Below are 24,836 nucleotides of genomic sequence, written 5' to 3'. Positions count from 1 at the left end.
TTATATAACAATTTTAGTGATTAATTGCTATTTGTTATTGAATTAATAGCACATTTGCAACCAAACACCCCTAGCTCAGCCGTATACTTCTCTTCGTCAACGCTGTGATCCAGCAGACAGGTCGCCAGGACCGAGGGTACTGAAACGTCAATTCAAAAGATTGACCGAGCGAATGGAAACGCGCTCAGGGTCCTTTCTCAAAAAGAAAGAAGGCCAGAAACAGCTCAAACCAAAGAGACTGTAAGCTCTACCTAACCTGGCAAGAACCCAAAAAATCATATAAAGAAAGACTCGATAACCACCTAATTGATAAAACACTGGAATAGACAATGTCAGGCGCACATACATCAGGTACCACGCATACATCAGGCTTTAGCCATCAAAAGTACCGTCCGTTTGCACCGATTCAACTGAAGAATCGTACTTGGCCGGATCAGGTAATTTCACAAGCACCACACTGGTGTTCTGTTGATCTTCGCGATGGTAACCAGGCCCTGCTCGAGCCTATGACAGTGAGTCAGAAACAAGCCTTGTATCAATTGTTGGTTGAAGTCGGCTTTAAGGAAATCGAAATTGGTTTCCCCGCCGCGTCACAGCCGGACTATGACTTTGTCCGCTGGTTGATTGAAGAAAACCAAATCCCGGAAGACGTTACCGTTCAGGTGTTGGTGCAGGCTCGCGAACACTTAATCGAAAAAACCTTTGAGGCCTTGCAAGGTGTGAAACGTGCCGTTGTACATGTCTACAACTCCACATCCACTGTTCAACGAGAAAAGGTCTTCAAACAAGATAAAGACGGTATTAAAGCCATCGCCGTCCAAGGTGCCAAATGGGTACAAGAATACGCCAGTCGTTATCCTGAAACAGAATGGACATTCGAATACTCACCGGAAAGTTTTACCGGCACTGAGATCGACTATGCCGTTGAAGTTGCGAATGCAGTAATTGACGTTTGGCAACCAACGCCCGAGAACAAAGCCATTATCAACTTGCCATCCACGGTAGAAATGGCGACGCCCAATGTGTTTGCAGACCAGATTGAATGGTTCTGTAACCATGTAGATCGTCGAGACTCGATAAACATCAGTGTGCATACCCATAACGATCGGGGTTGTGCTGTCGCTGCAGCCGAACTTGCAGTCATGGCCGGAGCAGATCGTGTGGAAGGAACCCTGATGGGTAACGGTGAGCGTACCGGCAATATGGACATTATTACCATGGCGATGAACTTATACAGCCAGGGTATTGATCCACAGCTGGACTTGGCCGACATGAATAAGATTGTTCGTGTCTACAAGGAAGCGACTCAGATGCCTGTTCATCCTCGTCACCCGTATGCGGGCGAGTTGGTGTTCACAGCCTTTTCTGGTTCGCATCAGGACGCCATTAAGAAGTGTTTGGATCAGCATAATCCAGCCGATGCATGGGACATTGCCTATTTGCCAATTGATCCTGCGGACTTGGGACGTAACTATCAAGAAGTTATCCGAGTGAACAGCCAATCAGGCAAAGGCGGCGTCGCCTATACTCTGGATTTGGATTACGGAATCCAGCTACCACGTTGGATGCAGATTGGGTTCAGCAGCATTGTTCAAAAGCATGCAGAAAAAACATCCACCGTTGTTGATTCCGCTAAAATCAAAGCACTATTTGATGAGAACTATATGACCTGCTCTTCGCCGTATACCTTGGATAAATATTCTATCCATAGAAGCGAATCAGATGTAGTCACTGCTGAAATCCACGAAGGCCAGGATATTAAAACCATTACTGGTCAGGGGAACGGGGCCGTATCCGCGTTCACTCACGCGTTATCAAGCTTCATCGGTTTGGATATTGATGTTCAAGAGTTCCATGAACATGCGTTGGAACACGGATCTGAATCCAAAGCCATTGCTTATATTCAAACGCAAATTAATGGGCAGATTGTTGAGGCCTCGGCCATCCATCAGGACATTTTGACAGCAAGCCTATCAGCTGTTCTAAACTGCTTGAATAAATATTTGAGCACTAGTGTTCGTGAGCAAACGCAGATAAATAGCTAAAACCCGAGTAATCCGGCATCCATAGAAAAGGCGAAGCACACCATGCTTCGCCTTTTATTTTTCCCAGCTCAATGTCCATGATCTTTAATTACGAAGCAATAACCTGATCTCTTCCTGATCGCTTCGCTTCATACAACGCCATATCAGAGCGCTTCATCAGTTTCTCTACCGTATCCCCTGTTTTCACTTCGGAGACGCCCATACTAACCGTCACATTCAGCCCGTTTACAAACTCAGTTTTCTTAACACGCTCTCTGAGTGATTCCGCCACAACTCTCGCCTGAAACTTATTGGTGGACGGTAATACCAGAATGAACTCCTCACCCCCTACTCGACATAAACGATCTGTATGTCGAATTCGAGCCCGAACAGTAGACACCAGCTGACACAGCACATCGTCTCCAACATCATGACCGTATTGATCATTAATATGCTTAAAGTGATCGATATCGATAGAAATAACTGAAGCAACGTCGAAGGTTCTTCGAAAGACAGAAAGGCACTCCACAAGTTTTTCCATCAAGAATCGACGATTGTAGGCTCCGGTCAGCGGGTCTTTCACAACCTCTCTCGCTAGGTGACTGCATTGGCGCTCAAAGTAATCGCAGTGATAAAAGATCACTACCAGACAGTAACTCACGACCAAGCTGGATACACTTGCTACAGCGTACACCTGATCGTAGTAAAGAATGGTTGATATCGGAGTGAGTCCTGCCAGTAGCATCAGACACACACGAAAATGCAGTTTTGAAATCAGCAACCCATTGAATCGAGTTATTAACGTATTCATTGTTCTTCCAAGTTTTTACCCGTCGTTAAGGGTAAAGATACGTTAAGAATTTGTAGACTCCTTGGAGCAAATTTGAAAGAAATAAGGAAGCACCCACTAGATGTGAAATGGGTCACGATTTTGCTTAGGACAAACGGTAGTAAGCTCCGCCTTACTTAGTTCAACCCTTCGCAAGGTCAAAACTTAAAAGCTGAAATTTGAAAATCGAATGCGGAATAAGAAAAGATGTCAGATAACAGAAACGTAAAACGAGATCGTATAAATCAGAAAAAGCTTCTGAAAAATCGAAATTTAAAAGGATTTTAAAAGTAGGAATGAAAACAAAGCAGAGGGAGAAAGTGGCGTCCCATAGGGGGTTCGAACCCCTGTTACCGCCGTGAAAGGGCGGTGTCCTAGGCCACTAGACGAATGGGACGCAGTAGAATTAACTTTTAAAAAGTTAATTTGGTGGAGCCTAACGGGATCGAACCGTTGACCTCAACGCTGCCAGCGTTGCGCTCTCCCAGCTGAGCTAAGGCCCCACTGCTTTGGACGGGGTGCATATTAGTGATTCCCCCATCCTCAGTCAAGGAAAAATTTCAAAAAAGTTAAATACTTGTTAAAACTTTAGTTAACAAGTATTTAACTGATCAATTATTCCTCAATTTGTGAAAGTATAGACTGGTATTCCTTCTCTACTTTCTTGGTCGCTTTCTTAGAGAAACCTTCAAGCACTTCATTCAACGCATAACGTAAACGTGCGCGTGTCATGTCTGGCCCTAGCATGGCCATTGAATCCATCACGGACCAAGAGTTTGGCGTTCCAGCAATGGCAACAAAGATAGGCTGCATAAAGTCACCCATCTTGATATCCATAATTTTGCTCAACGCTTTAATGTCAGCAAAGATATTCTCTTTTGACCAATGACGCTGCGCCTCTAATTTCCACAAAGTGAACTGAAGGACACGCTTCACAGCGTCTTCATCCAGCTTTTTGTGCTCAAAAGAGGATGCTTCCAGAGGCAACATACCTGAAAACATGAAATTAGCTAGCGGAGCAATATCACTGAAGGCATTAATTCGACCCTGAACAAATGGCAACATCGGCATGATGTTTTTCTCATTGAATGCCCACTTATGGATACGATCGGCAAACTGCTCTACAGAAAGCTCCTCACGAATCCATAGCCCGTTCAACCAGCTTAGTTTTTCAACGTCAAAAATCGGCCCGCCCAAAGAAACACGATTGATATCAAAGTTCTCAATCATTTCAGCCAAGGAGAACTTCTCACGTTCATCAGGCATTGACCAGCCCATACGGCCCAGATAGTTGGTCAACGCTTCCGGCATAAAGCCCATACGCTCATAGAACGTGATAGAGGTAGGATTCTTACGCTTACTTAACTTACTCTTGTCCGGGTTACGCAATAGCGGCATGTGAATCAGCTCTGGCATGTCCCAACCAAAGTACTCATACAGCAACTTATGTTTAGGTGCTGAGTTGATCCACTCTTCCCCACGAATTACGTGAGTAATTTCCATCAAGTGGTCATCTACTACGTTTGCCAAGTGATAAGTCGGCATACCGTCAGACTTTAACAGAATCTGACAATCTACCTGAGACCAATCGATTTCGATGGTGCCACGAAGACGATCTTCAATAACACAAGTACCTTCATTCGGAACCTTCATACGGATCACGTACGGATCACCCGCTTCCAGACGGGCCTTCACTTCTGCCTCAGGCAACTCTAAGTCACCTTTAATACCAGGGTTTAGACCCGCTGCTTTACGCTCCTCACGAATTGCATCCAATTCTTCTGGTGTGCGGAAGCAATAGAACGCATGACCTTTCTCAATCAGTTCTTCGGCATACTGACGGTAGCTGTCTTTACGCTCACTTTGGCGATACGGACCGTGTGGACCACCCACATCCGGACCTTCATCCCAATCCAATCCCATCCAACGCATAGCTTCAAGGATTTGGTCTTCAGATTCCTGTGTACTACGCGTTTGGTCAGTATCTTCAATACGAAGAATAAACTGCCCGCCATGTTGACGTGCAAAACATAAATTAAAAAGTGCAATGTAGGCGGTACCTACGTGCGGGTCGCCTGTTGGAGATGGCGCAATACGCGTACGAACTGTCATCAATCTATCTCAAGGTTAATTGAAAAATAAGGAAATAAAATACGTCGGCAATGATACAGAAATGGAGTTAACCTTGCTATCGGCTAACTCCATTTACTGGTGGAGAATGTTGAGAAACTTTTTTGCTTTATTGATCCGAGATGTTCTCAGGATCAGGCAGCTTTTCTCTTATCTTGATAAATTCATCAAGATGAGTGAGAAGGAGTTCGACTAAATCCGGATCAAAGTGCTTCCCTTTTTGATCTTCAAAATACCGCACAATATCTTCCATTGGCCAAGGCTCACGATAGCTTCGTTTGCAGGCCAACAAATCAAATACATCAGCTATGGCGACAATTCGTCCCATGATATGAATGTCTTCGCCTGCCTTACCATGAGGATAACCACTGCCATCCCATTTTTCATGATGGTCCTGTGCGATACGACCGGCAAGCTTAAGGATTTCCTGATCCGCCTGAGCAAGCATGTCGGCACCACGTTGAGTGTGCGTTCTTACTTTGGTCATTTCTTCGTCGGTCAATGCACCACTTTTATGTAACAGCTCTTCTGGCAACATCAAATTACCAAAATCATGCAGTGGCGCTGCTGTTTTTAACGCAGCAATTTCTTGAGGCGCTAATCCCAGATATTCCCCAAGTTTGGCTGATATAGCCGCCACACGCTGAGTATGTCTACCTACAAATTGATTCCGACACTCAGTTAACTCAGCCAAATAAGCCACCAAATCGTCGGTGCGCTGCTGGTTTTTCTCGTACATTTCTATGTTTTCATACGCAGTTACTACGTTCTTAGTGAAAACATCCAGCAACTCTTTATCCAGGTCAGACAACACGTGATGACCATCGACGTACATTAAGATGGCTCGGCGCTTACCTTCACAGTAAACAACCAAATCATTCTCTCGGAATATGTTCTTTTTTTGAGATATGGCTTCTTTAAAGATACATCGCACATCTTCCGGTAAATCACTTAGACAAAAATCACCACGAGTTGTGAATTTGCCGTGACTGCATAACGATTTCAATCGCGTTGTATCCTTCAGTTCGACGGCCAATCCATCGTAGCTATAAAGCTCTGGCTGGTGATCCAGGAATAATAAGGAAACAAGCTGTTCAAGTGCCCCTTCAACAAACTGGTCCATGGCATGTTTTTCAAAGATACCGCGAGAACATTGAATAACTTTCTCAAGACCTCGTTTATTTTTTTCCAAACAAACAATATCTCGATAAGAGCGTAAACTAGACAGCATCAAGGTATAAAGCTTCTGAGCCGTTAGCTCTGTTTTTGCTTTGTAATCATTAATATCGTAATCACGAACCACCGATTTTTCTGGAGCATGCCCTGGCTGGCCGGTTCTAAGAATGATACGGACACTGGTGTAATTCAGTGTTTCCCTAATGTATTTAGCGACTTTCAATCCTGAGTCTTCGGACTCCATCACCACGTCCAGCAGAATGACCGCGATATCCGGATTCTCAGCCAGAATGGTACGAGCTTCCTGACCGGAATACGCATCCAAAAACAGCAGAGGTTTGTCATCAAAATCAAAACCAGAAAGAGCAAAGCGCGTTACATCATGTACTTCTGCCTCATCATCAACTATAAGAATTTTCCAGGGTACCACTTCATCTTTAGACTCGGTTTCCTCTTCATCCATGAAAAGTAAATCATCTTCGCTCATCTACATCCCCCGAACGACCTTGGTTATAAGACCATTTCTATATGTTTATCATTGGTTTAGATTTTCGATATGTATCCAATAAGAGTAGCACTCTTTATCGGCTTTACTGCTATTTTTGACATTTTTCAGGCCAAATGATTCAGAAAAGCATCGGCTCTAAAAGCAGAAAATGGTAAACTCCCGCCTCTTGTTTTCTGGTTATCTCAAAGAATTCTATGCACGACATTAATCACTCTCGTAAAGTTTCCATTGCGCCCATGCTCGACTGGACAACCAGTCATTACAGAACCTTCATGAGAGGTCTGACACAGCACACGCTCCTCTACACAGAAATGGTCACCACCGGTGCCATATTATTTGGCGATAGAGAGAGGCACCTTAAATTCAATGAGGCAGAACATTTTGTTGCACTTCAGTTGGGTGGATCAGATCCAAAAGCCTTAGCAGAGTGTGCAAAGATCGCAGAGGAACGTGGTTACGATGAAATCAACCTTAATGTAGGTTGCCCAAGTGACCGAGTGCAGAATGGCAGCTTTGGTGCGTGCTTGATGGCCGAGCCTGAATTGGTGGGTGAATGCATAAAAGCAATGCAAGATGTGGTATCCATTCCTGTGACGGTTAAGTCCAGAATTGGTATTGACGATCAGGACAGCTATGAAGAATTTCTTAACTTCGTTGGTACCGTCAATCATATATCCCAATGTGAAACCTTCATTATTCATGCCCGAAAAGCAATTTTGAAAGGTTTGAGCCCAAAAGAGAACCGCGAAATTCCGCCGCTTAAATATGACTATGTCTACCGTTTAAAAGAAGAATTCCCTGACTTCCATATTTCACTGAATGGCGGCGTGAAGACTCTTGAAGAAGTTGAGGAACACCTGACAAAAGTTGATGGCGTGATGATCGGGCGCGAGGCTTATCATAACCCTTATATGTTTTCTGAAGTAGATCAGCGTATCTTTGGAGATGACTCTGCAACCCAGGTCTCTCGTCACGATGCTATTCGAGCATTGTACCCTTACGTAGAAGCTGAATTAGAAAAAGGGACATATCTAAACCATATCGCTCGACACATTCTTGGAATGTTTCAGGCAGTTCCAGGTGCTCGTCGTTTCAGACGCCATATTTCAGAAAATGCTCCTAAGCGTGGTGCAGGTCTGGAAGTGATTATCGATGCTCTAGAGATGGTTCCGGAACAACTTTAAGCAGATATTGATATTCTTCCCTTACCTTTGTAACCAAGTTGTAATATGGTATGGGTAAGAATATTCAAAATTTACTAAAGAAGTTTCGTTATGGAAAACAATAAATTAAACCAGTTAAAAGCAATGACCCAAGTCGTTGCTGACACTGGTGATATTGATGCAATCAAATTATTTAAGCCGGTAGATGCAACCACCAATCCATCGCTAATGCTAAAAGCCTCTGAACTACCGCACTATCAAGACACCCTTAAAAATGCACTAGCTTGGGCAAAAGGCCACGCTTCAGATGCCCAACAACAAGTCGCGCTTGCTTGCGATAAATTCGGGGTTGATCTCGGCTCAGAAATCACAGGCATCATTCCTGGCTACATATCAACAGAAGTAGACGCACGTTTATCTTTCGATACCCAAGCAACCATTGCTAAAGCCAAGCAGATCATTGAGCTATATGAAGCAAATGGCATCGGAAAAGATCGAGTATTAATCAAAATTGCGTCCACATGGGAAGGAATTAAAGCAGCAGAAGCTCTTCAACAGGAAGGCATTAACTGTAATCTGACATTGATCTTCAGTTTCGCTCAGGCTGTTGCAGCAGCAGAGGCAAATGCCTTTTTAATCTCCCCATTCGTAGGTCGAATCCTGGATTGGTACAAAGCCTCTACAGGCGAAGACTATAGCGCCGAAACCGATCCTGGTGTTATTTCAGTAACCAAGATCTACAACTACTTCAAACAGCATGGCCATAAAACCGTTGTTATGGGGGCAAGCTTCCGAAATACAGGAGAGATTGAACAACTCGCCGGCTGTGATCGCCTAACTATTAGCCCGGCATTACTCTCTGAGCTCGAACAAGACACGGCACCTCTTGAGCAGAAACTGTTTGCTGATCAATACGAGCCAATGGAAGCGGTTCACTTCGATGAAGCAAGCTTCCGCTGGGCCATGAATGAAGATGCTATGGCAACTGAAAAACTGGCTGAAGGGATTCGGAACTTTACCAAAGACCAAATCAAGCTTGAGCAAAAGATTGCCTCTCTGGCCTAGATTCCAAAACTTTTATACAAAAAACGCAGCCAAATGGCTGCGTTTTTTTGTTTTACATTCCAACTACTGATCGAGCATTTTAATGTCGCGTCTTGGAAACGGTATCGTAATACCAGCTCTTTTCACTGCATCATAAATACCCTGATTGACTCGATACTTGGTCTCGAAATAACTCTCCATCGGGACCCAAAATCGCACACCGATATTCACTGAAAAATCACCGAAACCTTCAATACCTACTTGGGGCTTCGGTTCATCAGCCACCCCTTCAGCAGCGCTCAAGACTGCAACAATCGCATCAATAGCCGTTTGTGGTTCATCAGCGTAATCTATACCTACAACCACTTCAGCCAACTTATAGCTGAAAGAATTATGAATTACTTCACCAATGATCTTTTTATTAGGGATGGTAATGATCTCTCCATCCTCCGTAGCCAGCTGTGTATTGGCTAACTTTACTTCTTTCACTACGCCAGAATATTCAGTGATGGTCACAGTATCCCCGACCTTAAATGGACGAGAAAGAATAATCGCCAACCCTGCACCGTAGTTTGAAACCGGCCCTTGCAATGCCAAACCAACACCAAAAGTAAGTGCGCCCAAAGCAGCCACAAACGGCGCAATACTGATACCAAACTTTCCTAAACTGATAATGATAAAACAGCCAAAAATTAGGATATGAATGGCATTGGACAGAAACTTACTTAACGTGACATCTATTCCCCTGGAACGGCAGAATTTATCTATCACTCGGGAAATAGATCTCGAAACAAAAAAGCCAACAACCAAAATAACAATGGCCCCTACTACCTGAAATGAGTAGGTCACCAAAAACTCTGTTATTAAGTCATACGCTTTTTCAATCTGTTGTAATTCTTCATCCATTGCTAATGATTCCTACCACTGCTGATTCCTGACACTACTTTAAAACGAAAGGCATAAAAAAAGGAGCATAACGCTCCTTTCTTACGATTAGTGTATCTCAGCCTTACAGAGCTGCAAGATAATCTTCACTATTCGGATGCTCAGACAATAGCTGCTTCATGTTTTTGCCTTCAGGACCAACAGCATCAACATCACGACCCGCCTCTTTGAAGAACGTAACAAGTCGCGCAAAGTCATCTGCAACCATATAACGATAAGCAATGTTCAATACATAGAAATCAGGGTTTTCATCACCATAAGGAGTACGCTCCAAGTATGACTTGATATGGTCATCACTCCAGACATCCTTAAAAACCTTTTGCTTATCTTTCTTTAACATATCTCACTCACCTTAATTATTGCTCGATGACTACTGTTAGTGTTCTATGCCATCGACAAACTTATTCATTCATTGCGGCGCATCATATCATAAACAAAACAAATAATGAGTCGCTTACTTACTCGAAAAACTGATATAAAAAGAAGTAAATCTGATAAGGATTAGCGCATAAAAAAGCCCCTGAGGTTAGTCAGAGGCTTTTAGGAATCGGCATCAATCCGATGTTAGAAAATACGATTAAGACCATTCAAAGCAGCGACTCGATACGCCTCAGCCATCGTTGGATAGTTAAACGTCGTATTTACAAAATACTTTATGCTGTTTAACTCACCCGGTTGATTCATAATCGCCTGCCCAATGTGAACGATCTCAGATGCCTGGTCACCAAAGCAATGAACCCCTAAAATCTCCAGCGTTTCTCTATGGAACAAGATCTTAAGCATCCCAATTGTTTCACCCGTAATCTGAGCCCGGGCCGTATGCTGAAACTGCGCCTGCCCTACTTCATAAGGCACTTTTTTCTCTGTAAGCTGCTGTTCAGTTAATCCCACCGAGCTAATTTCCGGAATGGTATAAATACCTGTTGGAACGTCTGTCACCAAATGGAATTCAGGATCTTCAGCAATATCTTTAGAGGCTGCTCGCCCCTGATCATAAGAAGCACTTGCCAAGCTCGGCCAACCAATTACATCACCCGCTGCATAGACATGCTCAACCGACGTACGATAGTGTTCATCAACTTCCAGCTGACCACGAGAATTGGCTTCCAGACCAATATTCTCAAGCCCCATATTTTCAGTATTGCCTGAACGACCATTACACCAAAGGAACGCATCAGCCTTTAAGCGCTTGCCAGACTGAAGGTTTAAAACAACCCCGTTGTCATAGGTCTCAAGCGATTCAAACTGCTCGTTGTGACGAATCATCACGCCATTGCTTCGCAAATGGTAACCCAGAGCATCGGAAATTTCGTTATCGAGGAAAGATAGCAAAATGTCGGCCGGATTAATCAGATCAACCTTTACGCCTAATCCCATAAAGATAGAAGCATACTCAGAACCAATTACACCCGCACCATAGATAATCAACGTGCGCGGCGTGTGTTGAAGCTCCAGTACAGAATCACTGTCATACACACGAGGGTGATTAAAGTTCACACCTGGTGGTTGCCAAGGTCTGGAACCTGTAGCAATAACAAAGTTCTTTGCGTGAAGACGATCAGCTGTATTGGAACCACCAGTCACCGTAATGGTATTTTGATCGATAAAACGAGCATGACCAAAATGAATATCAATTCGATTACGAGCGTAATGTTCCGTTCTCAGCTTCACCTGCTTTTGCATCACACGAGAAGCGCCTTTCAACACTTTAGGGAAGGAAAACCAACGAGGCTCGCCAATATCACGGAACATTGGGTTAGTGTTAAAAGTTATGATCTGCTTTACCGCATGCCTCAACGCCTTTGAAGGAATCGTACCTTTATGGGTACAGTTCCCGCCCACTTGTTGCTGCATTTCAATAACAGCTACACGCTTTCCACTTTTCGCTGCATTAATCGCAGCACCTTCGCCAGCAGGACCAGAACCAATAACTACAACGTCGTAATATAAATCCGCCATTAATATTTCCCTGTGTTTCCTTATGCCTGAACTTTTTTAGTTCATGCCGTATTTCTATGTATTTGTTTTTCTATGAGCGAAACAACACGTTACTTGGAAGCATCGTAAAACTGCCCGTCTTTACCTTGAGCAGCTTCACGTTGCTTTTTATTTTCTTCTTCACATTTGACAGGATTACCACCGCAAATATCGCAAGCTGTATCCATACCCAATGCAGCCATGCCTCCGCATGACCCTTTAATAGGCTCTCGGCCCATAATCACCCCAATGGCCATACCCGCAACAAGAAGCAGCATGACAACAAAAGCAACAATCATTAATTCCATACACTCACCAATATCACATTCAACGAATTAATATGCTCTGTTTGAGATCAAGACAGTGTGGAAGTTCACACCAACTTTATCTGACTAAGAATTGTACTGCTTATCGGACAGTCCAATCCAGTTTGTATCATTCAATTATATACTGGATAAAAGAATCCGTAGCTTTCACTTCAAAGCCGTGAGGCTCTTTCACTAACAAATACACAGGTAGCTGAAGTTTTTCCGCCAAAGCCATTGCTTTATCTGGCCCCATCACATTCATAGCTGTTGCCATGGCATCAGCATACGCCACCGAATCATGTAAAACACTGATCGAGGCCAAGTTATGCTCAATTGGATATCCGCTTTTTGGATCTATTGTATGAGAGAAACGCTTTCCATCAACCTCGTAGTAATTCCGGTAATCACCTGATGTAGCTATGCCCGAATCTTTTAGCTCAAGAACTTTATGAACTGAACGTCCCATTTCCGCCTGAGGGTTCTCAATAGCTATATGCCAAAGTTCTTTGTTTGGTTTGATGCCTTTCGCCTTTAGCTCACCGCCAATCTCAACCAAATAGGACGTAATACCCAGCTTATCCAGATTTTCAGCAACTAAATCAACGGCATACCCTTTCGCAATGGCAGATAAATCAACATAAACATCTTTCTCTTTACAGGCTAGATTATCGCCTTTAAGAATCACATTATGGAATCCGACTTTAGTCGACTTGAGTTCCTGAATTGATTCATCAGACGGTTTTGTGTGATCACTGTAATCCGGCCCAAATCCCCACAAATTCACCAAAGGCCCTATTGTGACATCGAATGCGCCATTAGTGGTTTCACTAATTTCCATCGCCATTTCGAGCACTTTATAGGTGTCAGGAGGAAACTTATAACAAGCACCAGCCGGTTTCTGATTAAAAATAGATAAGTTCGAGTCCGTTTTATAAGTCGACATTTGATCATTAACTAAATTGATAGCCTGATCAATTCGGGCATGGATGACGCCCTCTTCAACCTGTCCATCAGTCACATACACAACACTATAGGTGGTGCCCATAGCTTGCCCTTGATAACTGCTTTTTGCAGGCCCGGTTTGTTGAACTTCATGATTCTTTTGAAAAATACCAAATGAGAGTATCGCTACGATAAAAATAAAGCCGATTAAGAAATGCTTCTGAGACAAGGTGAACCTACACGACCGGAGAAATTAAATGATCAAATTTGAAAAATTGATAAATAAAAAAGGCCGCAAATGCGGCCCTTTTTCTTAACCACCGAAATCATCAAGCAGAATGTTCTCAGGCTCTACACCCAAGTTTTCTAACATGTTGATCACAGCTGCGTTCATCATTGGAGGCCCACACATGTAGAACTCACAATCTTCTGGCGCAGGATGGTCTTTCAAGTACTGCTCATAAAGAACGTTATGAATGAATCCTGTCAGGCCATCCCAGTTGTCCTCTGGCTGAGGATCGGAAAGAGCCAAGTGCCATTCAAAGTTGTCATTCTCAGCAGCCAGCATGTCGTACTCTTCGTTATAGAAGGACTCACGCATAGAACGCGCACCATACCAGAAGCTGATCTTACGCTTGCTCTTCAAACGCTTCAGCTGATCAAAGATATGTGAACGCATTGGTGCCATACCAGCACCACCACCGATGAATACCATTTCCGCATCAGTATCTTTCGCGAAGAACTCACCAAATGGTCCGTACACAGTGATCTTATCACCAGGCTTCAGACTGAATACGTACGAAGACATGATGCCTGGCGGGTGATCTGTTCCTGGAGGCGGTGTAGCAATACGAATATTGAATTTCACCAAACCACGCTCTTCAGGGTAATTTGCCATTGAGTAAGCACGAATTACTGGCTCTTTAACGATTGACTCGTACTTAAAGATGCCGAAGTGATCCCAGTCACCACGATACTCGTCAGGAATATCGAAGTCGCCGTACTTAACATGGTGCGGAGGACATTCAAGCTGAACATAACCACCTGCACGGAAGTCAACGTTTTCACCTTCAGGAAGGCGAAGCGTAAGTTCTTTAATGAAAGTAGCAACGTTCGGGTTAGACTCAACCGTACATTCCCACTTCTTAACACCAAAGACCTCTTCTTCCACTTCAATCTTCATGTCTTGCTTAACAGCAACCTGACACGCAAGACGCCAGCCTTCTTGAGCCTCACGCTTAGTAAAGTGAGATGCTTCAGTTGGCAGCATGTCACCGCCACCTTCAAACACTTTACACTTACACTGAGCACAAGTACCACCGCCACCACAAGCGGATGACAAGAACACGTTTCCACCGGCCAAAGTTTGAAGCAACTTACCACCAGCTGGGGTAGTCATTGCCTTGTCCGGGTCATCATTGATCAGAATAGTGACATCACCTGAGTTCACAAGCTTAGCACGTGCAGACAGAATAACTGCCACAAGCGCCATCACGATAACCGTGAACATCACTACGCCGAGTATTACTTCAGTTTCTAACATTTATATACCCTCGTTATAGCGACACACTATAGTGAAATACCGCCGAAAGACATGAAACCTAAAGACATCAAACCTACACAGAAGAAAGTGATACCAAGACCACGTAGACCTTCTGGAATGTCGCTGTACTTCAGCTTTTCACGAATACCGGCCAGTGCAGTAATAGCAAGTGCCCAACCAATACCAGCACCCACACCATACACAACACTTTCACCGAACTGATAATCACGCTCCACCATGAAAAGAGAAGCACCCATGATCGCACAGTTCACAGTAATCAAAGGAAGGAACACACCCAAGGAGTTATAAAGTGAAGGAATATATTTATCCAACACCATCTCAAGGATCTGAACCATCGCCGCGATAACGCCAATGTAGCTCAATAAGCCCAGGAAGCTTAGATCTACAGTTGCGTATTCAGGGCTAATCCAAGTTAACGCACCTTCTCGAAGAAGGTTGTTATAAATCAGATTATTCACCGGTACGGTAATTGCCAATACAACAACAACCGCTACACCAAGACCAATAGCCGTCTGAATCTTCTTAGAGATTGCAATAAACGTACACATTCCCAAGAAGAATGCTAACGCCATGTTCTCAACGAAAATAGCTCGAATAAGTAAGCTTAAATAATGTTCCATTAGTAAGCCTCCTTAGTCGTGTTTTTAGCAATCTTATACTCGGCACTTTCTAACTGATCTTTTTGATAAGTACGAAGTACCCAGATAATTCCGCCAATCAGGAAGAACGCACTAGGAGGAAGCAACAATAGACCGTTCGGGTTGTACCAACCACCCTCAGTTACCAAAGGTAGAATTTCGATACCGAACAATTTACCTGCACCGAATAGCTCACGGAAGAACGCAACCAGGATAAGGATTGCAGAATAACCCAATCCATTACCGATACCGTCCAGGAAGCTCATTCCCGGACCATTTTTCATTGCATACGCTTCAGCACGTCCCATTACGATACAGTTCGTAATGATCAAACCAACGAATACCGATAGCTGCTTACTCGTTGAATAAGCAAATGCTTTCAGCATTTGGTCTACCACAATTACTAAAGAAGCAATAATGGTCATCTGAACAATAATACGAATACTGTTCGGGATGTGCATACGAATAACTGAAATAGCTAAGCTAGAACACGCTGTAACCAAGGTTACGGCGACGCTCATAACAAGAGCAACATTCAGAGACGTGGTTACAGCAAGTGCTGAACAGATACCCAGAATTTGAAGTGCAATCGGGTTATTTTTTACGACTGGTTCAGTCAATACCTGTTTAATTTCAGACATTGATTAAGCCTCCCCTGCTTTGTAGTTCTTCAGGAATGATGCGAAACCGTTATCACCCAACCAGAACTTAATCAGATTACTTACACCTTTACTGGTAAGTGTTGCGCCTGAAAGGCCATCAACCTGATGCTGTTTTTCAACGGCGACGTCAGGGTTAACCATGCCTTTTTTAACTTTTGCTGCAACGTTACCGCTCTCATCATAGATTTTCTTACCAATCCACATTTTCTTCCAACGAGGATTGTCTACTTCACCACCCAAACCAGGAGTTTCAGAGTGAGAGTAAAAACCTAGACCAGCAACAGTATTCAGATCTGATTCAAGAGCAACGAAGCCATACAGTGTTGACCATAGGCCATAACCACTCACAGGAAGAATCAAACGCCCTGCACTTTCACCGCTAACCACTTTATAAACAGTAGCGACGTTGGCTTTACGCTTCAAAGAAGAAATATCCTGATCAGCAGGAATTACTTCAGAGAATTTAGGATCTTTTGTTGCCTTTACTTGATCGTAATTAGGGAAAGGAGCATCAGTAAATTTACCTGTATTCAGGTCAACATACTTTTGCTCAATCTGACCAAACAACTCTTCAACTTTAGCTTTAGTCAGGCTTTCACCTGGCTGTGCCAAACCACCAATCGCAAGAATATTACGTTGCATATCCAACGCTTTGTTTGCGACTTGTTCTGGTTTAAGAAGAATTGCAGCACCAGAAACCACAACAGAACACACAATACACAAAAGAAGTGCGACTGTGATAGTTTTACCGATCGTATCGTTATTACTGGACACGCGCTAACCTCCTCTTGATGTTTGCTTGTACGACAAAGTGGTCAATCAACGGTGCGAACAAGTTAGCAAATAGAATCGCCAACATCATGCCTTCTGGGAATGCAGGGTTAACCACACGGATCAACACAACCATAAAGCCAATCAGAGCACCAAAATACCACTTACCTTTATTGGTCATTGACGCAGATACAGGGTCTGTCGCCATGAACAACATACCAATAGCAAAGCCACCCAAAGTAAGGTGCCAATACCAAGGTAATGCAAACATATGGTTAGTTTCAGAACCAACACTGTTCAACATCAACGAAGTAGCGACCATACCGATCATTACACCAGCAACGATTCTCCATGATGCGATACCAGTCAGTAGCAATGCACCACCACCGATTAATAGCATCAGAGTCGAAGTTTCGCCTACAGAACCTTGGATGTTACCGAAGAAAGTATCAACCCAAGTTACGCCGCTTGCCAAAATAGCATCAACACCGCCTGTTGCCGCCAAACCTAGAGGCGTAGCACCAGAGAAACCGTCAACTGCAGTCCAGATTGCATCACCTGACATTTGAGCAGGATAAGCGAAGAACAAGAATGCACGACCAGTTAGTGCTGGGTTCAGGAAGTTTTTACCTGTGCCGCCAAATACTTCTTTACCAATTACCACACCAAAGCTGATGCCCAAAGCAACCTGCCATAGAGGAATTGATGGTGGAAGAATCAACGCAAACAAGATAGAAGTAACAAAGAAACCTTCGTTAACTTCATGACCACGAGTCATTGCAAACAACACTTCCCAGAATCCACCTACAGCGAAAGTCACCAGGTAGATAGGAAGGAAATAAGCAGCACCAAACATGAAGTTATCTAACATGCTGGCAGGATCATGACCAGTAAAGAACAGTGCATGCCAATCAGTAGGCCCAGTACCTGTTCCAGCTGCGATAGCAGTATTTGCTTGAAGACCAATGTTCCACATTCCGTAGAACATCGCAGGCCATAAGCAGAACCATACAGTAATCATCATACGCTTAAGGTCAATACCATCACGTACGTGAGCTGTCGTTTTAGTTGTGCTACCAGGTGAATAGAAAATGGTATCTACCGCTTCAAAAAGCGCATACCACTTCTCGTATTTGCCCCCTTTATGGAATTGAGGCTCGATCTTGTCCAGGAATCCTCTAAGACTCACGATTAGCCCTCCTTCTCAATTCGGGTTAAGTTATCACGCAAGATTGGTCCGTACTCATACTTACCAGGGCAAACAAAAGTACATAGTGCCAAATCTTCTTCGTCCAACTCTAATGCACCTAATAATTGCGCTTGCTCAGTATCACCAACGGCTAAAGCACGAAGTAAATGAGTTGGTAGGATATCCAAAGGCATTACTTTCTCGTAAAGGCCGACTGGAACCATCGCGCGCTCACTACCATTAGTATTGGTGTTGAAATTGAACAGACGGCTTGGAGCCAACTTAGACAGGTAAATATTCAACAACGAGAAACGTTTGCTACCAGGAGACAACCATCCCATGAAGTCACGATTAGTGCCTTCTTCAAGTACAGAAACCTGAGTATGGTAACGACCAAGATAGCTAACAGGACCACGAGTCGCACGACCACCAAATATAGAACCAGAGATCACACGGTTATTTGTACCGTCTAATTCACCAGCCGTCAGGTCGAAAACATTGGCACCAACACGCGTACGAACCAAGCCTGGTTTTTTCACTTGAGGACCAGCAAGAGCAACAACACGCTCAACGTCTAAACGACCCGTTGAGAATAAGTTAGCAATCGCAATGACTTCCTGATAGTTAACCGTCCAGACTGTTTTATTCGCGCCCACTGGGTCAAGGAAGTGAACATGAGTTCCCGGTAAACCTGCAGGGTGAGGACCAGCAAAACTAGCCAACTGTACTTGTGCTGTAGAAGGTACAGGTGTATTTGCACCATCAGCCTGACAAACGAACACTTTGCCGTCAGTCAGTTTAGTAAGTAGTTCCAGGCCAGCTTTAAAGGCGTCTGCTTTTTCCTGAATAACCACCTGTGGATCGGCAGCTAACGGGTTTGTATCCATCGCCTGAACAAAAATAGACGCAGGAACAGAGCCTACTTCTGGCACTTTACTGAATGGACGAGTACGCAATGCTGTCCACATGCCAGAGTTCACAAGATTTTCCCGAACCTGTTCACGGGTTAGGCTTGCAAAATCACTGTATTTCGAAAACTCTACAGAATCGTCACCATCAACTTCGATCACAACGGACTGTAGAACTCGTTTCTCCCCACGGTTGATTTCAACCACTTTGCCGGAAGCGGGTGCAGTGTATAGCACTCCTGGAGTCTTCTTGTCAGAGAAAATTACCTGACCACACTTAACTTGATCACCAACCTGGACGTCCATAGTAGGTTTCATGCCGTTGTAGTCGAAACCAACTACAGCAACTGTGCGGACTGCATTTCCTTGACGAATAGACTGCTCTGGACTTCCAGAGATGGGAAGATCAAGGCCACGTTTTAGCTTTATCATTCGATTGCCAAGTCTCTCATCAAAGCTCGCTAGTACTCATTTCTTACGTGAGTATTTAGCACGCTAGTATACTTTTCGGGGTTTCCCCCACCCAAAAATCTGCGAAATTATAGCGAAAGGAAACCAGCATTACACTACCTCCTTTGACTATTTTTGTTATAAATCAATGGCGAAGATCAGTTTTTAAACAACCAACAAAAAAGGCCATAAGCTGCATCCAGCTTATGGCCTTTAAGACTAGCAGAATATAGGGCTTACACTAACTAAGCCCCTTTCATGCTATTGCTTACTTTTTATCCAACGGATATTCAGGGAATTTGCATCCAGCAACTTGCTCAAGAATGCGAACAACCTGACAGCTGTAACCAAACTCGTTGTCATACCAAACATAAAGAACAGCTTTATCACCATTCACGATCGTTGCTTTACCATCAACGATACCTGCCTTACGAGAACCAACGAAATCAGAAGATACAACTTCAGGAGAATCAACATAGTCAATCTGCTGTTGTAATTCAGAGTACAAAGCAGTACGACGTAGATACGCATTGATCTCTTCAGTCGTTGTCTCTTTCTTAAGAGAAAGATTCAGGATTGCCATAGAAACGTTTGGAGTAGGAACACGAATCGCGTTACCAGTCAGCTTACCAGCCATTTCTGGAAGCGCTTTGGATACTGCTTTCGCTGCACCCGTTTCAGTGATAACCATGTTTAGTGGCGCAGAACGACCACGACGATCAGCACTATGGTAGTTATCAATCAAGTTCTGGTCGTTAGTGTATGAGTGAACAGTCTCAACGTGACCATGCTCAATACCGAACTCATCGTTAATTGCTTTCAGAACAGGTGTAATAGCATTGGTTGTACAAGAAGCCGCAGAGATCAACTTATCAGACTCTTCGATAGAGTCACTGTTGATACCATAAACGATGTTCTTCATGTCACCTTTACCAGGTGCAGTCAGAATCGCCTTAGAAGCGCCTTTTGCCTGAAGGTGCAAAGAAAGACCTTCAACATCACGCCACTTACCAGTGTTGTCCACGATGATCGCGTCTTTGATGCCATACGACTCGTAATCAACTGTATCAGGAGCACTTGAGTAGATTACTTTAATGAAGTTGCCGTTTGCGATGATACCGCAGTTTTCTTCATCAACAGTGATCGTACCTTGGAAAGAACCGTGCACAGAGTCACGACGCAACAAGCTCGCACGCTTCTCAAGGTCATTACCTTTACCTTGACGAACTACGATTGCGCGTAGACGGGTGTTCTCACCGCTGCCTGCCTTTTCGATAAGAATACGAGCCAACAAACGACCAATACGACCGAAACCATAAAGAACAACATCACGACCTTCTTGTTTAACATTAGAAGTATCGCCTAACTCAGACAACTCAGCTTTTACATACTCAACCGCATCAGTGCCTTCAGGTTGCTTGCTCAAACGATAGCCAAGCTTACCAATATCAATACGCGCATTACGGATACCAAGTTCAAGAATTGCTTGAACTACTTTCAAACTGTCCGCAACTGACAACTCAGAAGTCTCAATACGACGAGCTGCACGATGTGCTTTTAAGATATGAATTACAGAACGATTTACTAGAGAGCGACCATAAACCGTAGCAATAACGTTACGATCACGGCTTAATTTACCCACAAGCGGGATCATAGTTTCTGCTATTTCTTCACGATTTTTCCAATCAGAAAAATGAGTTTCTGCGATATCAGTCACGACGGCACCTTTTAAACAAGCGACTTAAGCCTAGAATCAAACCCTTTGAGACCAAGCATTTAGGTAAATGAATCCAATCCATCAGAGCTGCTAATTTAGACTAATTTGAACCAACAAACTCGCCTAATATCTGATCGACCGGTAAAAAATCGCGCCTATTATCTTTTTTTAGGTATCAAAACGCAACTTTGTTGGCCTGAATTGCCCCACCTCTTTCAATTAACTTGCGTCAGAGCAAATAATTACGGAATTTTATGAACGACCAAACACTGGAACCAGCCCCTCAATTAGGTAGAATGCAGCTTCCAATGACATAAAGTCAGTCAATAGTGCATCCATTGATCGGAAAAGTAACATCTAACACAAAGGACAATTCAGCTTTCATCATATACATGCTGAATCCATACAAGGCTTAAAAACTCTATGCTGTTTAACTCTGCAGACTTGATAAAAGAACCTCAATCCTCGGACCACAAACGGTATGGCAACGTAGTTGGGTCATCCGCTGCTTTGCTAATTGCTCAAACACTGCAGAAGGTTAACGGCTTTGGATTGGTGATTACAGACAACAACAGCCAAGCCAATATCCTAAGCCAAGAGTTAGAATTCTTTTCTCAGGGAAATCTTCCGGTCTTGAACTTCCCTGACTGGGAGACCTTGCCCTACGATACGTTTTCACCGCATCAAGACATCATTTCCGAGCGCTTAAAGACACTCAACAATCTAGGGCAGACAACTCAGGGCGTGCTTGTTATTTCTGCTCAAACGCTAATGCAGAAGGTTCCGCCAAACTCTTTCATTGGAAAGTTTGTCTTTTCTATCAATGTCGGCAGCTTATTAAAACTCGACCGCCTTAAAGAACGACTAGCTCACGCAGGCTATCAACACGTCGATACCGTATATGAGCATGGTGAATTTTCCATTCGCGGTTCGATCATCGATCTCTTTCCAATGGGGCATGATCTCCCCTACCGAATCGAGCTGTTTGACGATGAAATCGAAAGCGTTCGAAGCTTTGATCCTGAAAGCCAGAGATCGATTGATAAGTTTGACCAAGTCAATCTACTGCCCGCACGGGAATTCCCTTGCAATGAAGAGAGCCTTTCAGCCTTTCGTAAATTATTCCGAGAAACATTTGAACAATCGCATAAAGCACCCTTACTGAAAGACTTACAAAACAACCTCATTCCGTCAGGCATTGAATATTACCAACCTCTGTTTTTTCAGGCATCCGACAATGCAGAAATGAGTTCTTTGGTAGATTATCTGCCAAAAAACACCTGCATCTTCAGTTTCAGCCAACTGAACGAGCATATTGAAAAATTCTGGAACGACATTGATCAACGTTTCGAAAGTTTGCGTTACGATATTGAGCGTCCGATTTTGCCTCCTGCAGAACTGTACCTAAGACCAGGCGACTTGCTTGCTCAAATCAAGAGCTTCCAACGAATTTCTCTATCCGAAAACCCGATCGAGGAACAGCAAGGGCGAATAAACCTACCTGTTTCAACGGCACCAGATCTAAGTGTTGATCATCGACTGACAGAACCCTACAGCCGCATCATTCAATTCTCCAAGGATTATGATGGCACCGTGGTATTAATTCCTGATTCCCCCGGTCGAAGAGAAACACTCGCAGAATCTCTGAAAGCAGCGGGCGTTTCCACTCAGAATATCGACCACTGGAAAGACCTCTCTTTTACTGAAAAGAAAACTGTACAACTGCTTGTTGCACCTTTGGCAAAAGGCGTGCTTTTTGACACCCAACAGTTGGCCATCATCACCGAACAGGAGCTATTTGGTTTCACAGTCAGTCAACGCCGTCGTACCACCAAGACAGAAGATCACAGCGATCAGGTCATCAAGAACCTTACCGAGCTTAAAATGGACGCACCAGTCGTCCACTTGGATCACGGTGTCGGTCGCTACCGAGGTCTGGAAACCATTGAACTGGACGGCCAAGCCAATGAATTCCTGATATTGGAATACGCCGACAACGCCAAACTGTACGTACCTGTAAACAATCTGCATATGATTGCACGTTATACAGGTGCCGATGACGAACACGCGCCAATCAACAAATTAGGCTCCGAACGCTGGAGCCAAGCCAAACGTAAAGCCGCCGAAAAGGCCAGAGACACTGCCGTTCAACTGCTCGACATTTATGCCCGCCGCGCCGCTAAGAAAGGCTTTATGTTTGAATTGCCCGACGAAAGCTATCGCCAGTTTTCAGCAGGCTTCCCATTTGAAGAAACCCCGGATCAGGCACAAGCTATCAACGCCGTTATTCAGGACATGCACAAGCCAAACCCGATGGACCGACTGGTGTGTGGTGACGTAGGGTTTGGTAAAACTGAAGTGGCCATGCGAGCTGCATTCGTTGCTGTTCAATCAGGAAAACAAGTGGCCGTATTGGTTCCTACGACACTGTTGGCGCAACAGCATTATGAAAGCTTCCGGGATCGCTTTGCGGAATGGCCGGTAAAAGTTGATGTACTATCTCGCTTCAAAACCACAAAAGAACAAAACACCGCCCTCCAACAATTAGAGGAAGGTAAAATCGACATTCTTGTGGGCACCCACAAGATCATTCAGGGTGACGTGAAGTTTAAAGATTTAGGGCTACTCATCATTGATGAAGAACACCGATTTGGCGTTCAACAAAAGGAAAAGCTTAAATCACTACGTTCAGATATTGATATTCTGACGCTTACTGCAACGCCTATCCCAAGAACGCTGAACATGTCTATGTCTGGCATTCGCGATTTATCGATTATCGCCACACCACCAGCAAAACGTCTCTCGGTCAAAACCTTCGTTCGACAGAAAGACGATGTCACCATGAGAGAAGCCCTACTCCGTGAACTACTCCGTGGCGGTCAGGCTTATGTACTCCATAACGAAGTAAAGACCATTGAGAAAGTCACTCAAGACATTCGAGACCTGATGCCAGAAGCCCGAGTAGAATTCGCTCATGGGCAAATGCGAGAATCCGAACTTGAACGCATCATGTCTGACTTCTATCACAGACGATTCAACATTCTTGTTTGTACGACCATTATCGAAACCGGTATTGACGTTCCCAATGCCAACACCATCATTATCGAGCGTGCAGACAAATTCGGACTGGCTCAACTCCACCAACTACGTGGTCGTGTCGGGCGCTCTCACCACCAGGCTTACGCCTATTTGATGACACCACCGCCAAGAAGCATTACGAAAGATGCCGTGAAACGTCTTGAAGCCATCAGCGCTGCTGACACCTTAGGTGCCGGCTTCACATTAGCAACCCATGACCTTGAAATTCGTGGTGCTGGTGAACTGCTTGGTGAAGATCAAAGCGGTCAGATCGAAGGGGTTGGTTTCACCCTTTATATGGAGCTACTGGAAGACGCGGTCAAATCCATCAAAGAAGGTAAAGAACCTAACTTAGACAAACCACTTCAGCAATCCACAGAAGTAAACTTAAAGGTTCCGGCATTAATTCCTAATGAATACCTACCAGATATACATGAACGCCTGATCATCTATAAGCGCATTTCTAATGCCAGCGACAAAGAATCGTTGCATGACCTGAAGGTAGAACTGGTTGATCGTTTTGGTCTATTACCTGACGCCACCAAAAATCTATTCCGTCTGACCGAATTACGATTCAAGGCCGAGTCATTAGGTATTACAAAAATTGAAGCAGGCCCCAAATCTGGAAAAATGAACTTCGCATCAGACACAAGTGTAGACACCTTCAAAATTGTCACTATGATGCAATCTCAACCACAGAAGTATCGTTTACAAGGTGGCAATCAGTTGCAATTTACGTTAGATATGGACAAAACTGAACGCCGTTTCCAGGCAGTGGATGCCCTTTTAAACGAATTAGCACCAAAGGAATAA

General features: G+C 44.0%; 19 protein-coding genes and 2 tRNA genes. 4 read left to right on the top strand and 17 right to left on the bottom strand.

The features are described from left to right. Positions 1–329 precede the first annotated feature (329 nt). The gene (gene leuA / locus QQL66_RS04015) at positions 330–2,045 is read left to right on the top strand and encodes a 2-isopropylmalate synthase (RefSeq protein ID WP_284379045.1); all 1,716 of its coding nucleotides are present in this window, start codon (positions 330–332) and stop codon (positions 2,043–2,045) included. 88 nt (positions 2,046–2,133) lie between these two features. Here leuA and QQL66_RS04010 read toward each other — a convergent pair whose 3' ends face one another. The 5 genes from QQL66_RS04010 to QQL66_RS03990 all read right to left on the bottom strand — a co-directional run bounded on the left by QQL66_RS04010 (position 2,134) and on the right by QQL66_RS03990 (position 6,646). Further along, a complete protein-coding gene (locus QQL66_RS04010) occupies positions 2,134–2,835 on the bottom strand; it encodes a GGDEF domain-containing protein (protein WP_284379043.1) in 702 nt (233 codons plus the stop codon). A gap of 339 nt (positions 2,836–3,174) precedes the next feature. Continuing rightward, positions 3,175–3,250: transfer RNA gene (locus QQL66_RS04005), tRNA-Glu, on the bottom strand. A 30-nt stretch (positions 3,251–3,280) separates the two neighbouring features. Further along, positions 3,281–3,356 (bottom strand) — tRNA-Ala (locus QQL66_RS04000). A gap of 112 nt (positions 3,357–3,468) precedes the next feature. Then, complete coding sequence (gene gltX, locus QQL66_RS03995; protein ID WP_284379041.1) at positions 3,469–4,965, bottom strand: glutamate--tRNA ligase; 1,497 nt, start codon at positions 4,963–4,965, stop codon at positions 3,469–3,471. Between the two features lie 127 nt (positions 4,966–5,092). After that, positions 5,093–6,646 (bottom strand): DUF3369 domain-containing protein, encoded by a 1,554-nt coding sequence (locus tag QQL66_RS03990; RefSeq protein WP_284379039.1) that lies wholly within the window; start codon positions 6,644–6,646, stop codon positions 5,093–5,095. A gap of 215 nt (positions 6,647–6,861) precedes the next feature. On the opposite strand from QQL66_RS03990, the gene dusA reads away from it, so the two are divergent. Continuing rightward, positions 6,862–7,851, top strand: a complete 990-nt coding sequence (gene dusA, locus QQL66_RS03985; protein WP_284379037.1) for a tRNA dihydrouridine(20/20a) synthase DusA — start codon at positions 6,862–6,864, stop codon at positions 7,849–7,851. A 90-nt stretch (positions 7,852–7,941) separates the two neighbouring features. Further along, on the top strand, positions 7,942–8,895 hold the full coding sequence (gene tal, locus QQL66_RS03980; RefSeq protein WP_284379035.1) for a transaldolase: 954 nt from the start codon (positions 7,942–7,944) through the stop codon (positions 8,893–8,895). 63 nt (positions 8,896–8,958) lie between these two features. On the opposite strand, the gene QQL66_RS03975 is transcribed toward tal, so the two are convergent. The 12 genes from QQL66_RS03975 to QQL66_RS03920 form a co-directional block, all read right to left on the bottom strand. Further along, entirely contained in the window at positions 8,959–9,780 is an 822-nt protein-coding gene (locus QQL66_RS03975) for a mechanosensitive ion channel family protein (RefSeq protein ID WP_284379033.1), read from the bottom strand. Between the two features lie 103 nt (positions 9,781–9,883). After that, positions 9,884–10,159: a PA4642 family protein gene (locus QQL66_RS03970; RefSeq protein ID WP_284379030.1), complete on the bottom strand. Its 276-nt coding sequence runs from the start codon at positions 10,157–10,159 to the stop codon at positions 9,884–9,886. A 224-nt stretch (positions 10,160–10,383) separates the two neighbouring features. Further along, complete coding sequence (sthA, locus tag QQL66_RS03965) at positions 10,384–11,778, bottom strand: Si-specific NAD(P)(+) transhydrogenase (protein ID WP_284379028.1); 1,395 nt, start codon at positions 11,776–11,778, stop codon at positions 10,384–10,386. Positions 11,779–11,867: 89 nt separating this feature from the next. After that, the gene (gene nqrM / locus QQL66_RS03960) at positions 11,868–12,104 is read right to left on the bottom strand and encodes a (Na+)-NQR maturation NqrM (RefSeq protein WP_284379025.1); all 237 of its coding nucleotides are present in this window, start codon (positions 12,102–12,104) and stop codon (positions 11,868–11,870) included. 127 nt (positions 12,105–12,231) lie between these two features. After that, complete coding sequence (locus tag QQL66_RS03955; RefSeq protein ID WP_284379022.1) at positions 12,232–13,275, bottom strand: FAD:protein FMN transferase; 1,044 nt, start codon at positions 13,273–13,275, stop codon at positions 12,232–12,234. An 84-nt stretch (positions 13,276–13,359) separates the two neighbouring features. Then, complete coding sequence (nqrF, locus tag QQL66_RS03950) at positions 13,360–14,589, bottom strand: NADH:ubiquinone reductase (Na(+)-transporting) subunit F (RefSeq protein ID WP_284379019.1); 1,230 nt, start codon at positions 14,587–14,589, stop codon at positions 13,360–13,362. A gap of 26 nt (positions 14,590–14,615) precedes the next feature. Further along, entirely contained in the window at positions 14,616–15,230 is a 615-nt protein-coding gene (gene nqrE / locus QQL66_RS03945; protein WP_284379016.1) for an NADH:ubiquinone reductase (Na(+)-transporting) subunit E, read from the bottom strand. Continuing rightward, positions 15,230–15,889, bottom strand: a complete 660-nt coding sequence (locus tag QQL66_RS03940) for an NADH:ubiquinone reductase (Na(+)-transporting) subunit D (protein ID WP_284379013.1) — start codon at positions 15,887–15,889, stop codon at positions 15,230–15,232. Before QQL66_RS03940 ends, nqrE begins: the two co-directional genes overlap by 1 nt. 3 nt (positions 15,890–15,892) lie before the next feature. Then, positions 15,893–16,684, bottom strand: coding sequence for a Na(+)-translocating NADH-quinone reductase subunit C (locus tag QQL66_RS03935; RefSeq protein ID WP_284379010.1), 792 nt, complete (start codon positions 16,682–16,684; stop codon positions 15,893–15,895). Beyond that, positions 16,674–17,870, bottom strand: a complete 1,197-nt coding sequence (locus QQL66_RS03930) for an NADH:ubiquinone reductase (Na(+)-transporting) subunit B (RefSeq protein WP_284379008.1) — start codon at positions 17,868–17,870, stop codon at positions 16,674–16,676. The genes QQL66_RS03935 and QQL66_RS03930 overlap by 11 nt, the downstream gene beginning before the upstream one ends. Before the next feature lie 2 nt (positions 17,871–17,872). Next, a complete protein-coding gene (locus QQL66_RS03925) occupies positions 17,873–19,210 on the bottom strand; it encodes a Na(+)-translocating NADH-quinone reductase subunit A (RefSeq protein ID WP_284378984.1) in 1,338 nt (445 codons plus the stop codon). A 286-nt stretch (positions 19,211–19,496) separates the two neighbouring features. After that, positions 19,497–20,936 carry a glyceraldehyde-3-phosphate dehydrogenase gene (locus tag QQL66_RS03920; RefSeq protein ID WP_431356885.1) on the bottom strand — a complete coding sequence of 480 codons (1,440 nt, stop codon included), beginning with the start codon at positions 20,934–20,936 and terminating at the stop codon, positions 19,497–19,499. 432 nt (positions 20,937–21,368) lie between these two features. Between QQL66_RS03920 and mfd the strand changes: the two genes are divergently transcribed. Then, on the top strand, positions 21,369–24,836 hold the full coding sequence (mfd, locus tag QQL66_RS03915) for a transcription-repair coupling factor (protein WP_284378979.1): 3,468 nt from the start codon (positions 21,369–21,371) through the stop codon (positions 24,834–24,836).

Source organism: Litoribrevibacter albus, from assembly GCF_030159995.1.
Taxonomy (GTDB): Bacteria; Pseudomonadota; Gammaproteobacteria; order Pseudomonadales; family Litoribrevibacteraceae; genus Litoribrevibacter; species Litoribrevibacter albus.
The sequence above is the reverse complement of the archived record's forward strand: the minus strand, read 5'-3'. Positions and strand labels throughout refer to the sequence as shown.

Coding starts and splice junctions, on each gene's coding strand:
- leuA (WP_284379045.1), top strand. CDS start 330: ATGTCAGGCGCACATACATCAGGTACCACGCATACATCAGGCTTTAGC.
- QQL66_RS04010 (WP_284379043.1), bottom strand. CDS start 2,835: ATGAATACGTTAATAACTCGATTCAATGGGTTGCTGATTTCAAAACTG.
- gltX (WP_284379041.1), bottom strand. CDS start 4,965: ATGACAGTTCGTACGCGTATTGCGCCATCTCCAACAGGCGACCCGCAC.
- QQL66_RS03990 (WP_284379039.1), bottom strand. CDS start 6,646: ATGAGCGAAGATGATTTACTTTTCATGGATGAAGAGGAAACCGAGTCT.
- dusA (WP_284379037.1), top strand. CDS start 6,862: ATGCACGACATTAATCACTCTCGTAAAGTTTCCATTGCGCCCATGCTC.
- tal (WP_284379035.1), top strand. CDS start 7,942: ATGGAAAACAATAAATTAAACCAGTTAAAAGCAATGACCCAAGTCGTT.
- QQL66_RS03975 (WP_284379033.1), bottom strand. CDS start 9,780: ATGGATGAAGAATTACAACAGATTGAAAAAGCGTATGACTTAATAACA.
- QQL66_RS03970 (WP_284379030.1), bottom strand. CDS start 10,159: ATGTTAAAGAAAGATAAGCAAAAGGTTTTTAAGGATGTCTGGAGTGAT.
- sthA (WP_284379028.1), bottom strand. CDS start 11,778: ATGGCGGATTTATATTACGACGTTGTAGTTATTGGTTCTGGTCCTGCT.
- nqrM (WP_284379025.1), bottom strand. CDS start 12,104: ATGGAATTAATGATTGTTGCTTTTGTTGTCATGCTGCTTCTTGTTGCG.
- nqrF (WP_284379019.1), bottom strand. CDS start 14,589: ATGTTAGAAACTGAAGTAATACTCGGCGTAGTGATGTTCACGGTTATC.
- nqrE (WP_284379016.1), bottom strand. CDS start 15,230: ATGGAACATTATTTAAGCTTACTTATTCGAGCTATTTTCGTTGAGAAC.
- QQL66_RS03940 (WP_284379013.1), bottom strand. CDS start 15,889: ATGTCTGAAATTAAACAGGTATTGACTGAACCAGTCGTAAAAAATAAC.
- QQL66_RS03925 (WP_284378984.1), bottom strand. CDS start 19,210: ATGATAAAGCTAAAACGTGGCCTTGATCTTCCCATCTCTGGAAGTCCA.
- mfd (WP_284378979.1), top strand. CDS start 21,369: ATGCTGTTTAACTCTGCAGACTTGATAAAAGAACCTCAATCCTCGGAC.